Annotated in this window: 14 protein-coding genes; 2 read left to right on the top strand and 12 right to left on the bottom strand. The window is 36.6% G+C overall.

Going from position 1 to position 17,463, the window contains the following annotated elements:
• Positions 1–256: 256 nt before the first annotated feature.
• The 3 genes from ACFSQJ_RS13020 to ACFSQJ_RS13010 form a co-directional block, all read right to left on the bottom strand.
• Positions 257–883 carry a dioxygenase family protein gene (locus tag ACFSQJ_RS13020; RefSeq protein ID WP_377767385.1) on the bottom strand — a complete coding sequence of 209 codons (627 nt, stop codon included), beginning with the start codon at positions 881–883 and terminating at the stop codon, positions 257–259.
• 78 nt (positions 884–961) lie between these two features.
• On the bottom strand, positions 962–2,260 hold the full coding sequence (locus ACFSQJ_RS13015; protein ID WP_377767383.1) for a serine hydrolase domain-containing protein: 1,299 nt from the start codon (positions 2,258–2,260) through the stop codon (positions 962–964).
• Between the two features lie 197 nt (positions 2,261–2,457).
• Positions 2,458–3,252 (bottom strand): DUF2797 domain-containing protein, encoded by a 795-nt coding sequence (locus tag ACFSQJ_RS13010; protein WP_377767381.1) that lies wholly within the window; start codon positions 3,250–3,252, stop codon positions 2,458–2,460.
• Between the two features lie 178 nt (positions 3,253–3,430).
• Between ACFSQJ_RS13010 and ACFSQJ_RS13005 the strand changes: the two genes are divergently transcribed.
• Together ACFSQJ_RS13005 and ACFSQJ_RS13000 are read left to right on the top strand one after the other, a co-directional pair.
• Positions 3,431–4,948 (top strand): GH3 auxin-responsive promoter family protein, encoded by a 1,518-nt coding sequence (locus tag ACFSQJ_RS13005; RefSeq protein WP_377767380.1) that lies wholly within the window; start codon positions 3,431–3,433, stop codon positions 4,946–4,948.
• A 182-nt stretch (positions 4,949–5,130) separates the two neighbouring features.
• Complete coding sequence (locus ACFSQJ_RS13000) at positions 5,131–5,670, top strand: hypothetical protein (protein WP_377767379.1); 540 nt, start codon at positions 5,131–5,133, stop codon at positions 5,668–5,670.
• A 71-nt stretch (positions 5,671–5,741) separates the two neighbouring features.
• On the opposite strand, the gene clpX is transcribed toward ACFSQJ_RS13000, so the two are convergent.
• The 9 genes from clpX to ACFSQJ_RS12955 form a co-directional block, all read right to left on the bottom strand.
• Positions 5,742–6,977 carry an ATP-dependent Clp protease ATP-binding subunit ClpX gene (gene clpX, locus ACFSQJ_RS12995; protein ID WP_377767378.1) on the bottom strand — a complete coding sequence of 412 codons (1,236 nt, stop codon included), beginning with the start codon at positions 6,975–6,977 and terminating at the stop codon, positions 5,742–5,744.
• Positions 6,978–7,058: 81 nt separating this feature from the next.
• Positions 7,059–7,736, bottom strand: a complete 678-nt coding sequence (gene clpP / locus ACFSQJ_RS12990) for an ATP-dependent Clp endopeptidase proteolytic subunit ClpP (protein WP_377767377.1) — start codon at positions 7,734–7,736, stop codon at positions 7,059–7,061.
• 84 nt (positions 7,737–7,820) lie between these two features.
• Positions 7,821–9,143 (bottom strand): trigger factor, encoded by a 1,323-nt coding sequence (gene tig / locus ACFSQJ_RS12985; protein ID WP_377767376.1) that lies wholly within the window; start codon positions 9,141–9,143, stop codon positions 7,821–7,823.
• A gap of 100 nt (positions 9,144–9,243) precedes the next feature.
• Entirely contained in the window at positions 9,244–9,591 is a 348-nt protein-coding gene (locus ACFSQJ_RS12980; protein ID WP_377767374.1) for a phage holin family protein, read from the bottom strand.
• Positions 9,592–9,652: 61 nt separating this feature from the next.
• The gene (locus tag ACFSQJ_RS12975; RefSeq protein ID WP_377767373.1) at positions 9,653–11,710 is read right to left on the bottom strand and encodes an FN3 associated domain-containing protein; all 2,058 of its coding nucleotides are present in this window, start codon (positions 11,708–11,710) and stop codon (positions 9,653–9,655) included.
• Between the two features lie 3 nt (positions 11,711–11,713).
• Positions 11,714–12,520 carry a chitobiase/beta-hexosaminidase C-terminal domain-containing protein gene (locus ACFSQJ_RS12970; RefSeq protein ID WP_377767372.1) on the bottom strand — a complete coding sequence of 269 codons (807 nt, stop codon included), beginning with the start codon at positions 12,518–12,520 and terminating at the stop codon, positions 11,714–11,716.
• On the bottom strand, positions 12,520–13,554 hold the full coding sequence (locus ACFSQJ_RS12965) for a 6-bladed beta-propeller (protein ID WP_377767371.1): 1,035 nt from the start codon (positions 13,552–13,554) through the stop codon (positions 12,520–12,522). The genes ACFSQJ_RS12970 and ACFSQJ_RS12965 overlap by 1 nt, the downstream gene beginning before the upstream one ends.
• Positions 13,554–15,047 (bottom strand): DUF1501 domain-containing protein, encoded by a 1,494-nt coding sequence (locus tag ACFSQJ_RS12960; RefSeq protein WP_377767370.1) that lies wholly within the window; start codon positions 15,045–15,047, stop codon positions 13,554–13,556. Before ACFSQJ_RS12960 ends, ACFSQJ_RS12965 begins: the two co-directional genes overlap by 1 nt.
• Before the next feature lies 1 nt (position 15,048).
• Positions 15,049–17,424 carry a PSD1 and planctomycete cytochrome C domain-containing protein gene (locus ACFSQJ_RS12955; protein ID WP_377767369.1) on the bottom strand — a complete coding sequence of 792 codons (2,376 nt, stop codon included), beginning with the start codon at positions 17,422–17,424 and terminating at the stop codon, positions 15,049–15,051.
• Positions 17,425–17,463 lie beyond the last annotated feature (39 nt).

Below are 17,463 nucleotides of genomic sequence, written 5' to 3'. Positions count from 1 at the left end.
AGACAAGTGGTGTAGAGGGCAAGTTGGGTCCGGGATTGTTTCTGTTGATACTCCATACTTAAAGATAAAGAATATCAAACCCTACAAGGTAAAGCTAACTTTAAGTTTTGAGACAGTCTGACGGTCTCGTATAACCGTCAGTTACGGGTTTTAGGTTACTGTTTTTCGGTTAAGCACAAACGTTAGCAATTCTGAGTGGATTCGGACGTAGTCGAATCCGCCGTAATTGCGGTTATACATTGTTGTGCAACGTTTTTTATTCATAATCAGGGATATTCATTCCTAAAATCAAATTCCTGTTCGCTGTCCAAATTCCATTTTCTTCTTCAAGTTTTATAATTCCAGAGCCACCTCTGTTTTTCTGGGACTTTCTTTTTTCAGCCGTCAGTTTTGGGTCGCTTTCAAAAAAATAACTGTCAATATAATATGGGACAGTATTTGGTTCTTTCACGTATATGTGAATATGTTCAGGTTCTTGAACTTTAGGATATGGTGCAGGTCTAAAAGTTTGAAAAGTAAATTTTCCGTCTTTGCCTGTTTTTAACCATCCACGGTATTGTCCGTGTGTTTTTTCCCAACCAATCGGATTATCACTTGGTTGATAAATTCCGTTCCTGTCTGTGTGATATACGTACAATATTATGTTTTCCGCAGGCGTTTTTCCGTCTTTTTGAAATACAGTTCCTGTTATTTTTACTTTCGGTTCGTTATTTTCAAATTTCGGTAAAGTAACCGTTGTTTTAGGTTCTAATTCCAACAATTTATAATCCAAAACTGCTTCGCAATCTTGACAAGGTCCACCGACTTTTTTTTCGGATTTAGATTGTCCGTTACAGGAAGTAATAACTAAAGTCATTAATATTATTCCGAAATATTTTTTCATTCTCGATGGTTTTTTCAAATGTTGCACAACAGTTGTATATAGTTACTAGTAACTATATTTCTTTTATATGATTACTTTCTATTCGCTTAAAGCACTATAAACGATTTCCTCCAATTTTCCATCAATTTCGGGGTTATAAGGAGACTGTAATACTTGTCTTAATTGAATTACGATTAATTGATTTGTCGGGTCAATCCAAAACGTAGTGCTAAAAGCCCCGCCCCAACTATACGTACCATCGGGCCTTGAAGTTTCGCCTTTAGCTACATGAAAACCATAGCCAAAGCTACCAGTGCCCCAAGGAAAACTAAGCGTGTCTATCTGAGATTTATGCATGGCTTGTGCAGTCTCTGGTTTTAATAGTTGAGCATCACCTAATTTGCCGTCATTTAGCATAGCTTGGCAAAATAGAAAATAGTCCCTAGCTGTACCCGTCATACCACTGCCGCCAGACAAATAGGTTTTAGCACCTTGGGTAGGGTAATTGGGTATGTAAAATGGTCCCATATTTTCAGGTGCAAGTACAATAGTTCCATCGGCTTTGGTTAAATGTACTTTGGCCAATTTTTTGGTAAGGGAGTCATTAAAATAGAAATCAAACCTATCCGCGCCAATGGGTTTGGTAATATATTCTCTGATGTAGTCATCTAACTTCATTCCTGAGGCTACTTCAACCACCCTTCCTAAAACATCAGTATTGAGCCCGTACATCCATTTTTCTCCCGGTTCGTGCATCAATGGCAAATCGCCCAATTTACTGGCAGTTTCTGCTATGGTTATAGGTAAATGCGTACTTAAATCGGGTATGCCGTACTTGGCCAAAATCGCCCCATTCACTTTAGGATTCATAAAACCATAAGGCACACCAGCAGTTTGTGTTAATAATTGACGAACAGTAGGTATAGTGGCAGTAGCTGTGGTCGTCCATGTAGTATCCACCTCATTAAAATCTGTTAGCGTTTCCGTTTCCATAAATGACGGAATGTATTTACCTATCGGGTCGTCTAAATTTAGTTTGCCAGCTTCAACCAGTTGCATAGTTGCAACGGAGACGACGGGCTTTGTCATTGAAGCCATTCTAAATAAATGATCTTTTCGGTAAGGTTCAGTTCTTGTAGAATCTGTCCAACCTACCTCTGATTCATAAATGATTTTGCCATTTTTAGCAATTAAGGTAACTGCACCAGGGTATTTTTTAGTTTCAACAAACTTCATAACCATGGTATCAATTTTAGCTAGACTATCTAAAGACATTCCGACTTCGCTTGGAGTAGCAAATTGAAATTTTTCTATTTCAACGATTTCTTTTTTCTCTGTTCTACATGAAGAGATAAGAAATAGAGTTAGTAAAGCTAATACGGTGTTTTTAGTTTTCATTATGGTTGTTATTCGTAATTTATTTTAAAGAAAATTCGTCAATTCGAGTGGTTTTTCTGGTTTTCAATCAGAAAAAATGTATCGAGAATCAGAATTTACAAAGAAAAAACCTAGTTCTCGATACTTTTTCCTTTGGAAAAAACTCGAACAGACAGTTTTACGTTATAAATTTCTAAATGCACTACGGCATAGAATATCTAGTTGATGTCGATACCTACATAATAGCCTTCGCTGCCTCTTACATTAAAAACAGTATTGTCTTCAAAAATGAGGTACTGACCTTTTATTCCTTTTAAAACGCCTTCAAAAGTCGGTGTTTTGTCTAAATTTAAGCTTTGTACTTTCTCAGGGTACTGTAAAACAGGAAACTCTAAATTGGTTTCAGTGTTTGAATTGATATAATATTCTTGTGCTTCTTCAGGAATATGGCTTTTTAGCTTTTCACGCCACTCGACCAAGTTCACATCTTCAACACTATTGGTAAGCATTTTACGCCAGTTGGTTTTATCGGCAACGTGGTCTTTTAGGGCAACTTCGGTTATGCCGGCCAAATAGCGGTTAGGTACTTCAACAATTTCAATGGCTTCATGGGCACCTTGATCTATCCAACGGGTAGGTACCTGCGCTTTTCTGGTCACCCCAACTTTTACGTTGCTTGAGTTTGCCAAATAAACAATATGCGGTTGCAATTGTACGCGTTTTTCGTATGCTAAATCGCGGTCCTCTTTGTCTAAATGTGCGGTGCTCAATTCTGGTTTCATAATCCAATCTCCAGCCGCTGGAGTTTCATAAAAACACGATTTGCAGAAGCCTTGGCGGTAAATAGGCCGGTCGTTACCACAGCTCAAACATTGAAATTTGATAAACTTAAGCTGTAATTTTTTGTTCAAGGCCTGGTTGAAATTGATAAAATCGTTCTCAAAAACTAAAAAATACTGGATTGGATTACCCAGTTCCGTTTGCATTTTTCGTAAAACACCTTCGTATAACATTGGTTCGGATTGTATTAAATGATATTGAAAATAAAAGCTATTTTAGCTATAAAATCATGCTGATTTTTCACTGAACTTGTATTGGCTTTTTATTTTTGGCAAAAATACAGTTCAAAAAGACAATTTTTTAGCAAATTAAAAAGGTCTATGCAAGTTCACTAGACTAAATATACCTAAAATGCCAATACCTTTATTTAATTCTATTGCATCTTGGCTGCTTAAAAAACGCTATCACCAGATAGAACTTTTTCTAAAGTATCCTGATGATGTACAAGATGAGGTATTACATCAATTACTATCCTACGCTGATGAGACGGCTTTAGGTCGAGAATATGGTTTTGATTCCATTTCTACATATAAAGAGTTTTCTGAGCGCGTGCCAATTGTCAATTATGAAGAAATTGCCCCTTTAATAGAACGTACGCGTAAGGGTGAGCAAAACCTATTCTGGCCGACACATATTAAATGGTTTGCAAAAAGTAGCGGGACTACAAATGCCAAAAGCAAGTTTATACCCGTAAGTTCAGAGGCCTTAGAAGACTGTCATTACAAGTCGGGTAAAGATTTGTTATGCCTTTATCTGAACAATAACGAGACTTCCCAATTATTCAATGGTAAAAGTTTGCGTTTAGGGGGCAGTAAAGAGTTGTATGAGGATAATGGAAGTTTCTTCGGTGACCTTTCTGCTATTCTTATTGATAACATGCCACTTTGGGCAGAGTATAGCAGTACTCCAAGCAACAAAGTCTCTTTAATGAGCGAATGGGAAACCAAACTCGAGGCCATCATTGAAGAGAGTATCAAAGAGAATGTTACTAGTTTGGCAGGTGTGCCTTCTTGGATGTTGGTACTGTTGAACAATGTGATTGAAAAAACAGGTAAAAATCACCTTTTTGAAGTTTGGGAAAATCTAGAGGTCTATTTTCATGGCGGGGTAAGTTTTGCTCCCTATCGCGAACAGTATAGAAAGCTGCTTCCTCGAAAGAAGTTTAACTACTATGAAACCTATAATGCTTCGGAAGGTTTTTTCGGGATACAAGACCGCAACAACTCGCAAGATTTGTTGTTGATGTTAGACTATGGAATTTTTTACGAGTTCATTGCTATGGACTCTTATGGAAAGGAAACCCAAAAAACGGTTCCTATTTGGGAAGTTGAAACAGGGGTTAATTATGCCATTGTAATTACTACAAATGGAGGCTTATGGAGATATAAAATTGGTGACACTGTCCGATTTACATCTACTGACCCATATAGAATTCGAATAACGGGCAGAACCAAACATCATATTAATGCTTTTGGCGAAGAGTTGATTATCGAAAACGCAGAGGAAGCCTTAAAAAAGGTTTGTGTAAAGACAGGCGCTGAAATTAAAGATTATACCGCTGCGCCCATATTTATGAGGGGCAATGAAAAAGGAGCACACGAATGGATTATTGAGTTTCGTAAATCACCGGAGGACATTGCCTATTTTACAGAATTTTTAGATAATGCCCTTAAATCGCTAAACTCAGATTACGAAGCTAAACGTTATAACAACACTACTTTAAAAATGCCCGAAGTGCATGTTGCCCGTGAGAATCTATTTTATGACTGGTTAAAATCTAAAGATAAATTAGGAGGGCAACACAAAATTCCAAGATTATCTAATGATAGATGTTATGTAGAAGAGTTGTTGGATATCAACAAGGAATAACCTAAAACAGACCACTTACACATATTATCGATAATCTACGAAAACGTTTTCGTAGATTTAAACCGTTCATCGAACAAATTTCTTGCTTGAACAAATAAATAAGGATTTGCGACGTTTAAGGTTGATGTTTGTTAAGATAATTCCCCAATCTTAAAACTTAAATCAAACAAAAGTTAAAAATTATGGCAGAAAAATTACTAATTCTTTCCGATATGTGGGGCGTAAAAAAGGGGCTTTGGATAACCTCTTATTTCGGATACCTTCAGCAGTATTATGATATTACTTTTTACGATTGTCAGCAACTTGCTAACATAGACGAGCTTATCAATACAGAGGAAAATTTACATAAAGCGTTTACAAACGGAGGTATAGATACGGCAGTGGCGCACCTACTTAAAAAAGAGAAAGAGGCTAGCCATGTTTTGGCCTTTAGTACTGGGGGAACCATAGCTTGGAAAGCTGCGCTAAAAGGGCTTCCGATGAAATCGCTTACGGCAATTTCGGCTACACGTATTAGAATGGAAGATGCTTCTCCAGAAGTAGATATGAACCTGATTTTTGGCGAATGTGATAAATTCAAACCTGAAATGAAATGGGCGAAAGAAGTTGGGGTTTCTTTAAATATTATTCCAAGTTTTGGACATGAGCTGTATTCTGATGAAAAGATTATTGGTGATGTCTGTATGGAACTTTTACATAAAGTAACCAAAAAGGCAGTGTAAAATCGATATAAAGTATAAAAAAAGGAGCCCTCAATTTGAGGGCTCCTTTTTTATTTTAAATCATCTTCAAATTAAGATACGGCCTTGAGTTTCTTAATGGTTTCATAAGACAGCTTTTCTTCTGCATACGCTTTGGTTACCTTAAATTCTTTTTCTTCGCTGCTAGGTAAACTAAACATAGCATCTGTAAACACCGCTTCGCACAACGAACGGAGTCCTCTCGCGCCTAATTTGTATTCTATTGCTTTTTCTACCAAATAGTTAAGAGCTTGTTCGGTGATACTAAACTCGATACCATCCATCGTAAACAATTTTTCATATTGCTTAATGATAGCGTTTTTAGGTTCTGTTAAAATAGCACGTAAAGTCTTTGCATCTAAGGGATTCATATGTGTTAAGACAGGAAGACGACCAATAATCTCTGGTATCAATCCAAAATCTTTTAAATCTTTTGGAATGATGTATTGTAAAATATTCTCTTGGTCTAAGTTGTCTTCGGCTTTTGATGCGCTATAACCAACAGCTTGCATGTTCAAGCGTTTGGTAATCATTCTTTCGATACCATCGAAAGCACCACCTGCGACGAACAAAATGTTCTCGGTGTTAACCTCAATAAATTTCTGGTCTGGATGCTTTCTTCCTCCTTTTGGTGGCACATTGACGACAGTACCTTCTAAAAGTTTTAAAAGCCCTTGTTGTACTCCTTCACCCGAAACATCTCGCGTAATGGAGGGGTTATCGCTCTTACGGGCAATTTTATCAATTTCATCAATAAAAACAATGCCACGCTCCGCTTTTTCTAGATTGTAGTCGGCAGCTTGTAACAAGCGGGTGAGGATGCTTTCTACATCTTCACCTACATAACCAGCTTCGGTAAGTACAGTTGCATCAACTATGGCTAAAGGCACATTGAGCATTCGAGCTATTGTTTTGGCAATTAAGGTCTTACCCGTACCAGTTTGCCCGACCATAATGATATTGCTTTTTTGGATTTCAATATCATCTTCTTTACTCTTGGGCTGTAATAATCTTTTGTAGTGATTATAAACAGCGACCGACATTACCTTTTTGGTACGTTCTTGGCCAATTACAAAAGTGTCTAGAAATTCTTTTATCTCCATTGGCTTTTTTAAGACCAATTCTGATGAAAGATCATTATTCTTTGATTGCTTTGACTCTTCTGAAACAATGCTATAGGCTTGCTCAATACATCTATCGCAAATATGAGCATCCAGACCCGCAATCAAAAGATTGGTTTCTGGTTTTTTTCTTCCGCAAAATGAGCATTCTAGATTTTCCTTTGCCATAAAAAGCATTAAAGTTTACAGTACACTAACGCAAAAAGCCCAATAATGGTTTACTTTGCGAGGTGTAGTTGGTCGAAATTATTATTTATCTCTTACTAAGATTTCATCGATCATACCGTATTTCTTGGCATCATCTGCTTTCATCCAATAATCACGGTCACTATCCTCATAAACCTTGTCATAAGTTTGACCCGAATGATTTGCAATGATTGCATATAATTCTTCCTTTAGTTTAAGTATTTCTTTAGCGGTAATTTCAATGTCACTTGCTTGGCCCTGAGCGCCTCCCATTGGTTGATGAATCATGACCCTAGAATGGGTTAGTCCGCTACGTTTTCCTTTCTCGCCTGCGCAGAGGAGCACAGCTCCCATAGATGCTGCCATTCCGGTACAAATTGTTGCGACGTCAGGTTTGATAAACTGCATCGTATCATAAATGCCTAAACCTGCATATACACTACCACCAGGTGAATTTATGTAAATAGATATGTCTTTATTGGCATCGGTACTTTCTAAAAATAGCAATTGGGCCTGAACTATATTTGCGACTTGATCATTGATACCCGTGCCAAGAAAAATAATACGATCCATCATTAATCGAGAGAAAACATCAAAAACAGCGATATTCATCTGACGCTCTTCGATAATGTTCGGTGTCAAGTTTACCGGGTACATACTACTGACGATTTGGTCATAGTACATGCTGTTTATCCCTTGATGTTGAGTGGCGTATTTTTTAAATTCTTTTCCGTAATCCATAGAATTTTTAAAGCTTATTTTAATAAAAAACGGTTCTGAAAACTCAAGTTTTCAGAACCGCAAAGATACATATTATTTAGAATGCTATTTGTAGGCCTCTTTTATAAAGTTATCATAAGTAACTTCTTTAACTTTAAGATTAGCCTTTTCTTTATAAAGATCCAACAGCTTTTGACTCATAAGTTGCTCTGACATTCTTTTAACTTCTTCTTGATTGCCCATAACTCTTGTAGCAACATTTTCAAGCTCTTCTTCGGTCGGATTTAAATGCCCGTATTGTGCCATTTGAGATTTTATAAAACCTTTAGCAAATTCTTTTAATTCATCGAATTGAACTTGAAGATTGTTTTCATTGATGATTCTGCCTTCAATGAGTTGATAACGAAGTCCTTTTTCTGATTTTTCATATTCTTCACTAGCTTCATCTTCTGATAACGGATTTTCGCCACTTACCTGGATCCACTTTTTAAGGAATTCGGTCGGAAGGTTAAATTTTGTTTCATCGATCAGCTTTTCCGTAATATCATTCAACAACTTTTGATCGGCCTGTTGCTCGAATTGCTTTTCAGAATCCTCTTTGATACGTGCCTTAAGCTCTTTCTCCGATTTGATATTACCTTCTCCAAAGAGCTTGTCAAAAAGCTCTTGATTTAATTCTGCAGATTCTCTTTCGTTAATTTCTTCAATCGCAAATGATACTTCGGTATTTAACTTTTCAGCCTTTTCTTTTGCAATACCAAGGGCAGATGGTAATAGGTAATCTTCTTTAAATAAACCTTTGGTTTTTATGGTAACGACATCACCAACTTTTTTACCAACCAAAGCATCGATAGCTTTTTTGCTTTTAATTTTATCTAGCTCAACCGTAGTTTTGTTATCTATTTCTTCTGCTTCGTTTTTAAATACTCCGGATACTTCATCAGTTTTGCCAACTTCAGCTTTAGAAATCAACTTTCCGTACTGTTTTTGAATACGTTCTACTTGCTCATCGACCATTTTCTTATCAGCAACGATTTTGTATTGGGTTATTGCTTTTTTGGTCTTCACATTAACCTTAAAATCTGGAGCAAGACCTAATTCGAATTCAAAGGCGAATTCGTCATTATCCCAATCAAAACCATCTTGTTGTTTCGGCAACGGGTTACCCAAAACATCAAGTTTTTCTTCAGTTAGGTATTTATTCAAATTGTCTTGTAACAATTTGTTCACTTCATCAACTAAAACAGCTTTTCCGTATTGTTTTTTGATAAGCCCCATAGGAACCTGACCTTTTCTAAAACCTGGAATATTCGCTTGTTTTCTATAGTCTTTTAAAATAGTATCTACCTTTTCTTGATAATCATCTTTGGTGATAGCTACTTTTACTACTGCATTTAAATCGTCTATCTGTTCTTTTGTAATATTCATCTGAAGTTAACTATTAGCTTTTCTAAAATGGGTGGCAAAAATACTATATTTTGTATTGCTTGCCAACTTTTTAAGCTATTGAAAACCAAACTATAACTTACTATTTCTTATCCTCTTTTAAAATAGAATATAAAATAGATTGAAGTAAAGAAAGTAAGAGGCTAAAAACTATTGCCCATAAAACACCATTAACAGTGAAACCGTCAATGAAATTACTGGCCAATAAAATGATAATCGCATTAATCACCAGCAAAAACAAACCAAGGGTAATAATGGTAACAGGTAAGGTCAAAATCACCAATATGGGTTTGACAATGAAGTTCAAAAGGCTTAATACTACAGCAACTATAATTGCGGTAACATAACTATCTACGCTTACGTTGGGCAGTACTTTTGAAAGTATAACAACGGCCACTGCGCTAAGTAAAATTCTGAGAATAAGTTTCATGATAAAAGGTTTCTTTCAGCTACAATTTATGGATTTTAAATCTTTCAAGAATTACAGCTGATCAATTGATTAGTATTTCATCAACAAATAACCAGCTTTTTCCTCCAGGAGATTGATGCCAAGAAGGATTCTTTAAAATACTTTCAACTTGAATACGTACATATTTTGTTTCCACTTTGGGGAGTTCAATATCAAAGAAATCAATGCTACTATTTGATGAGGGTTCTTGTTCAGGAAGCTTAACAGTATGCCAAGGTTTAAAATCTTTTCCATTGATTGAGACCCATATTTTGAATCCTTTTGGGTGAAAAATCCAGTTGGTAGGATTTGATAAGGCGCTAACAGAAATTGATGAGATTTCTTTTTTCTCCTCTAGCTGAAAAGTGGCATTAAAATGTGTGCCCTCATAGCCAAGCCATTTTCCATCTACAAATCGCTCGCTTCCTCTTTCTAAATCAATAAGTGTTTCTGCCCCTTTTCCTTGGTATTTCTCACTTGGCTCCTTATTTAAGGCAACATTGGTGTAGCCTATGGTACTTCTTTTAAAATTTGTAGTAACAACCTCACTTTTGCCCCAACCTTTTTTATGGCTTATCGCCTTTACAGTCGTTGTTTCTTTTAGAAGAAATGGTTCTGAGTATTTTGTAGAAGAGGTATCCGGTTCAGAATTATCAGTGGTATAAAAAATACTTGCATTTTCAAATGAAGTCGCTAACTCCACAGGTAGTGAGTCTTTTATAAAATTTGAAGCTACAATAAATAGGGGAGGAGTAATAGCGGATGCTGAAAAGATATCTTTGTTGATTTGATGAGCGATTAAATTTTTGTTTTCTGATGTTAATTGCGCTATTGCCTCATTCGTAAGGTTCGTTCGCCATAGGTACAGGTCTTTTAAACTGGTCAAGTTTTTTAATGTTTCTATTGCAGTATCGGTGATTTCCGTTCCATAGAGGTTTAAAGATTCTAGTTTATCAAATCCATCAAGTACTTTTATAGTCTCATCGTCAACCGCTGTGCCTTGCAATTGCAGTTTGGTTAGATTTTTAAAGATTGAAATGGAAGAAGCCAATGAATCTTGAAAATTGGAATATCCCAAGTTTAGTTCTACAATGTGCTCCGCATATTTTTTGAGTCCTAGGAAATCATTTTTGGAAAGATTTTTACGATTGGATAAATTAAGGAGCAATAAAGGACTTCCCTCTTTTAAGGGATAAATAGAGATGCCAGATAATTTTTTAGATGTAAGCCAATTATGGTCAACAATATCCAAATCTTTAGCGATCATTGCCCTTATAGAAGTATCTTCTTCTAATTCATTTAGATAGGTTTGAATTTTTTTATTACGTTCCAAATCTGAAGTGATACAATCAAAACAATTGTCATTCTCAATCCACCACTGTAACAGTTCAATTTCACTGGCTGTTAATTGTATTTTACCCTTTGGGGGCATATGTTCTTCATCTTCTTCCGGTAATTGAACTCGATGCAAAAGTAAGGGTTGTTCTGATGTTTTTGACTCTAAAAGGCTTCCGGAATCTCCACCTAGAAGTAGCTCTTGTTGTGAGGTTAACAACAGCTTTCCCTCGGTTTTTTTAGAATTGTGACAACTAACACACTTGTTATTTAAAATAGGCTGAATAATATCGTTATAAACTAAGGCTTCGTTTACATCTTCGATTATGATTTCATTTGAGGTAATATCTTTGGTTAAAAAACCTTCGCCGTGCGTCATGTTTCCGCCCCAATGACCTGTAATCGTTAGCAGTATCATAACCGCTACAAACATGGGGAGGTATAGTTTAGATACAACTTTATTTCCACTGTCTTTAGCAAAATATAATAAGATAGCTATTGCCGTCATGCCAATACCCATCCACTTATGTCTGAAAATGGCATCTTCATCGTAAGAGCCACTATCTTCTAAAAAAAGACCGGTAATTATGGATACTATTGCGCTTAAGACACCAATGGCAATGGCAAATTTTATGATACCCGTTATGTTTTCTTTTGGCTTAAAACGTTGGTAGACTTCTAATAAAAAGGCAAAAATCAAAATCCCAATCGGTAGATGTACCAAAATAGGATGAAAATTGCCAATATTTATAGTTAGGTATGTCATTGTTTATTCAACTATTATTTCATCAATAAAAAAGAAGGGTAATGTGCCCTTGCCTTGATGCCAGTTCGGAATTTTGTCTAAAAGGTGTATTTGAATTTCTAAATTAGAATAAGAATCTTTTTTGATTGGAATTTCAATAAATGACAGCTTGGTTTCTTGAGGTGCTTTGGGCGGCGCTAAATTTAAAGAACCTATTCGTCTTGTTTGGTTTGAAGCCACAATAGATTCTGGAGAAAATATCCATGAATTATGGTCTTTAAGTGTACTTAGTATAATTTTTGAAATTTCGAGCTGTTCTTCAAAATCTAAATTAATGGTGATAACGGGTGACTGAAATCCAAGCCATTCATTTCCATTTCTAAATTGTGTACTTCCTTTTTTTAGATCCACCAATCCCCGAACTCCTATCCCTCCGTAATTCGAATGTGGATTTGGAGAAATTGTGATTTTAGTTCTAGAAATATCGTTAGTAATCTTTATAAGGCTAATGCTAATTTCATCACTTGACTTAAAATCAGGATGAAAATTTTTAAAACTATATGTGCCGGATTTTTGTATGGTAATTGGGTTCTTGTACACCGCTGAACTTTCGTTAACGCTACTACCATCTCTAGTATAATGAATTTTAGCATTCTTAACTTCAAAGTTTGCTTCGAGCTTAGCGGAGGTCGTAAAAAGAAGTGAATCTATTGTAAGTTGAGGTGGCGATAACTCAAAAATTTCTGATGAGCTAAAGCTTGGATTGCCTCCTTGTTGGCAGGATAAAACCCCAAAACCTATCAATATGAAAAAACTAATCTTGAGCTTCATTAGACACGATATAATTTTATGGGGTAAGTTTTGCCAGAATTCCACTGCGCCACATATAAATTTTCATCATCATCAAGGCATACATCATGTGGATGTTGAAATACTTTTAAGGTTTGATACATTGAATTTAATTTCCCATCTATATATTTTGGTTCACAGCCGCCTGGGGCAGAAATTAATTGGTTGTTTTCGTTCAAAATGCTGATGAATCCAGTTCCTTCAGCACCATTTCCGGACCAAATAGTTGCTAAATAAATATGCTTATTATGAATTACGGGTCTGCAAATAAATGCACCAGGCAAATCAATGCTATTTAAATAGTCACCATTTAAGCCAAAACGTTTTAGCTTATTCTGTTGACGTGCAGTTATGAGCAATGTTGGGTTTGATGCATCGCGGTCATCAATACAAATACCATGGGCGTTATTGAATTGATGCTCTTCTTTGCCTCGACCTCCAAAAATATTTAAGAGCTCACCTTTGCTATTATAATGCATAATAAACTGTTCTCCATAGCCATCGGCAACATAAACATCACCGTTTTTGGCTATTGCAGTTTCAGTCGGTATATAGTTTTCTTTTTTAGGATATTTGCCCGACTCTTTAGGATAAGGAAACACTTGAATAACCCTACCATCCAACGTGGTTTTTATAACCTCATGCCGGTTATTATCTGAAATATATAGTACGTCTTCACCATTTTCGACATTTAAAGTTAACCCGTGTGCTCCTGGGTAATCTGTTCCCCATACTTCCAGTAGCTTTCCAGAACGGTCATAAATAATAATGTTGTTTTTGGTATGATTTGTCAATAAAATGATTCTACCTTTAGAGTCTTGAACCATTTCATGACAATCGTTCACAGGATAAAAGTTAGAGTTTAGTGCTCCCCATTGCAAGTCTATTTTATATTGGTGGGAATTATGACCTATTATGGCATCTTTATATGAAAACAAATGATTTGCGTTTAACAATCCTGAAGCTAAACCAGTAGTTGCTAAGCTACTATTTCTAATAAAGTTTCTTCTTTTCATTAGGCCAGTAAATCGTTCATGATATGCCCTTCAACATCGGTCAGTCTAAAGCGTCTACCTTGGTATTTATAAGTAAGTTTTTCATGATCGATACCTAATAAATGAAGCATAGTTGCTTGAAAATCATGAACATGAACTGGGTCTTTAATAATGTTATAACCAAACTCATCAGTTTCTCCATAAACTGTTCCCGGTTTTATACCTCCGCCTGCCATCCACATGGTGAAACATCGAGGATGGTGATCACGACCATAATTAGTGTCTGTAAGTAAGCCTTGCGAATAGTTTGTTCTTCCAAATTCTCCACCCCAAATAACAAGGGTGTCTTCTAATAGACCACGTTGCTTTAAATCGGCAACGAGTGCTGCAGAAGCCTGATCTACATCTTTAGCTTGTTTTTCAATTGCATTTGGCAGATTATCATGTTGATCCCAACCCATATGGTACAATTGGATAAAGCGAACATCTTTTTCTGCTAGTTTTCTTGCTAATAGGCAATTGGCAGCATAAGTACCTGGAATTTTGGCATCTGCACCATACATCTGATAAATATAATCTGGTTCGTCATCGGTATTCATGACATCGGGAACAGATGTTTGCATTTTATAGGCCATTTCATATTGCGCTATTCTACTTTGAATCTCAGGGTCACCAAATTCGTCATATTGCTTGTCATTGAGTTCAGCTATTTTATCTAGAATATCACGTTTACTTTCTTTGGTGATTCCTTTTGGGTCATTTAAATAGAGCACTGGGTCTTTCGCTGCTCTAAATTGAACTCCCTGGTGAAGTGAATGTAAAAAGCCGTTGCCCCATAGTCTTGTATATAATGGCTGTCCATTGGGTCTACCAGAACCTCGGGATAATAAAACTGTAAATGCAGGTAAATTTTTATTCTCACTGCCCAAACCATAGCTTAACCAAGAACCCATACTTGGTCTGCCAGGTTGTTGCGATCCTGTTTGAAAAAAAGTTACCGCGGGGTCATGATTAATGGCTTCGGTGAACATCGATTTTACGATACAGAGTTCATCGACCATTTTTGCGGTATAAGGTAACAAATCACTTACCCAAGTGCCGTTTTTGCCATACTGCTTAAAATCGAAAACCGAGCCTGCTAGGGGAAAACTATCTTGCCCAGAAGTCATTCCGGTCAAGCGTTGCCCATTTCTAATAGATTCAGGAAGTTCTTCACCTCTCCTTTTAATTAGTGCTGGTTTGTAATCGAAAAGCTCCAATTGTGACGGTCCACCACTTTGGAATAAATAAATTACTCTTTTAGCCTTTGCGGCATGATGAAGCACATCTAAAGTTCCTTGATTACTGCCAAAGCTCGATTCTTTGGTAAGTATGCCATTTTCATCTTTTCTGAAAAAAGAACAGCCCATAAGCGTGCTTAATGCTGCACCACCAACGCCAAGGGCAGACTTTCCTAAAAAAGACCTTCTGTTCAATAATAAGGAACGTTCGTGTATAATTTTCTTCTCACTCATCTTATCCTCTGGTAATAGTTTCGTCTAAATTCAAAATAGTATGGGCAACTAAAGATAGCGCCACAAGTTTTTCTTGTGGTATAGTCGCATCAGCTACAAAATCGCCAATGGTAACATATTCTGAAGCAATAATTTCATTTGAACTTATTTTGGCCATCATATCATCATAATGTGTCAAAAGCATCTCCATCTCTTCAGAATCGGGCAGGCGAGAGGTAGCTTTTTGAAAAATATGCGTTATCTGTTTTTTGTTTTCATTTGGTTGTAACTTAATGGTATTCGCAGCTAAAGCTCTTGATGCTTCTATCAGTTGCGGGTCATTTAATAATACTAGGGCTTGTAAAGGGGTATTGGTTTCTTGTCTTTTTACTGAACATAAATCTCTAGAGGCGGCATCAAAAGTCATCATGTTTGGAGGAGGAACGGTACGCTTCCAAAAGGTATACAGGCTTCTTCTGTAAAGATCTTTTCCAGTGCTTTGTACATATTGGGCAGTACTACCACCACCGCCACCGGTTGTTTCTTCCCAAATTCCTTCTGGCTGATAGGGTTTTACACTCGGTCCGCCAACCTCTTTGTTCAATAATCCGCTGATGGCAAGTGCTTGGTCACGAATCATCTCGGCAGATAATCGAAGTCTCGGAGCTCTTGCCAAGAGTCTATTTTCAGGATCTTTTTCTAATAATTCTGGAGTGGTTACCGAACTTTGCTGGTAGGTTGCGGAAAGTGCGATATATCTTAGCATTTTTTTAATATCCCATTTATCCTCTTGTAATTTAAGGGCTAAAAAGTCTAATAGCTCAGGATGTGATGGTAGTGCACCTTGATTTCCGAAATCATAGGATGAACTTACCAATCCAGTGCCAAACATTCTTTGCCATAATCGATTTACCGTTACTCTGGCAGTAAGCGGATTATTAGCATCAAATAACCATTTAGAAAGTCCCAATCTATTCTTAGGCAGGTTTTCAGGAAATTCTAATACCGATTTTGGAGTGTTTGGATATACTTCTTGCGTAGGTTGATCATAAACACCCCGGTTTAAAATGAAAGCGGGCTTTAATTCGTCCATTTCATTCATCACCATAACGGGAACTTCTTTCTTTTTGGAGTGTTGAAGGTTTACAAAATTGAGAACGCCATTAACCTCTTTTTTAGTAATTGTAATGTATGGTTCTGGGGTTTCCCCGGGTAAGTGTATTTTGTTTTTCTCTTTATTATTATTGAAAAAACTAAATAACTCAAAATGTTCTTTTTGACTGATTGGATCATACTTATGGTCGTGACATCTTGCACACTCAAAAGTCAAACCTAAGAAAGCAGTACCAAAAGTGGTGACTCTATCTTCTACATATTCTACATGATACTCTTCTGGAATAGTGCCTCCTTCAAAAGTGATCTTATGATTACGATTAAAACCGGTAGCAAGTATTTGTTCCAAATTTCTTTCAGGTAAAAGATCGCCTGCCAATTGATAGGTTACAAACGCATCATAAGGCATATTCTTTTCAAAGGCATGAATTACCCAATCTCTCCATGGCCACATGGTACGTTCAAAATCATCTTGATAACCATGAGTGTCTGCATACCTGCTGATATCCATCCATTCGGCTGTCATATGTTCGGCGTAATCTGTAGTGTTTAAAAGTGAGTCAACCAGTTTTTCGTAAGCGTTCGATGCCTTGTCATTGACAAAAGCATTTATTTGTTCAGTACTTGGGGGAAGTCCCGTAAAATCAAAAGACACTCTTCTGATCAATTTTTCTTTGCTTGCTTTTTCGGATGGCACCAAGCTATTGAATTCTAGTTTGGCAAGTATAAAATCATCAATTTCATTGATTGCCCAGTCTTTTTTATTTACTACAGGTATCTCTTGCGGTTTAGGAGGGATAAACGCCCAGTGTTCTTTGTATTCGGCCCCCTGTTCAATCCATTTTTTTAGAATGGCCTTTTCAGTTTCGCTAAGGGCAAGGTTCGATTCTGGTGGAGGCATTAAAAGGTTGGGGTCATCCGAATAAATACGACTTACTAGTGTGCTTTCTTTAGGCTTCTTTGGTACTATCGCATGATGGTCTTTTAATTTACCTAGCGCTTTGTAGGCATCTTCTGCTGTATTTAAAGATAAACCTCCTTCTATTGCATTTTTATCCGGACCGTGGCATTTGAAACAGCGGTCGGAAATAATAGGTTTTACATCAAAAGTAAAGTCAACCTTTTCAGGAATGGTTTCCAATTCATTTTTAGAAATTAGTTTTTCAGTTGAATTGGGCTTTTGCCGACAGGAAGATAAAACCACTAAAAAAGCCAATAAGATCAAAGCCCGATTCGAGCAGTTTAGTAGTAATCCGTCATTTTGATTGAAATTAAACATTCGCATAAAAAAAGCTTAGCTAATACCTCTAAAATTAGAGAATAA

Origin of the sequence: Croceitalea marina (genome assembly GCF_042684265.1) — a bacterium.
GTDB classification, from domain to species: domain Bacteria; phylum Bacteroidota; class Bacteroidia; order Flavobacteriales; family Flavobacteriaceae; genus Croceitalea; species Croceitalea marina.
Note: the sequence above shows the minus strand (reverse complement) of the source record. Positions and strands in the feature narration are given on the sequence as shown.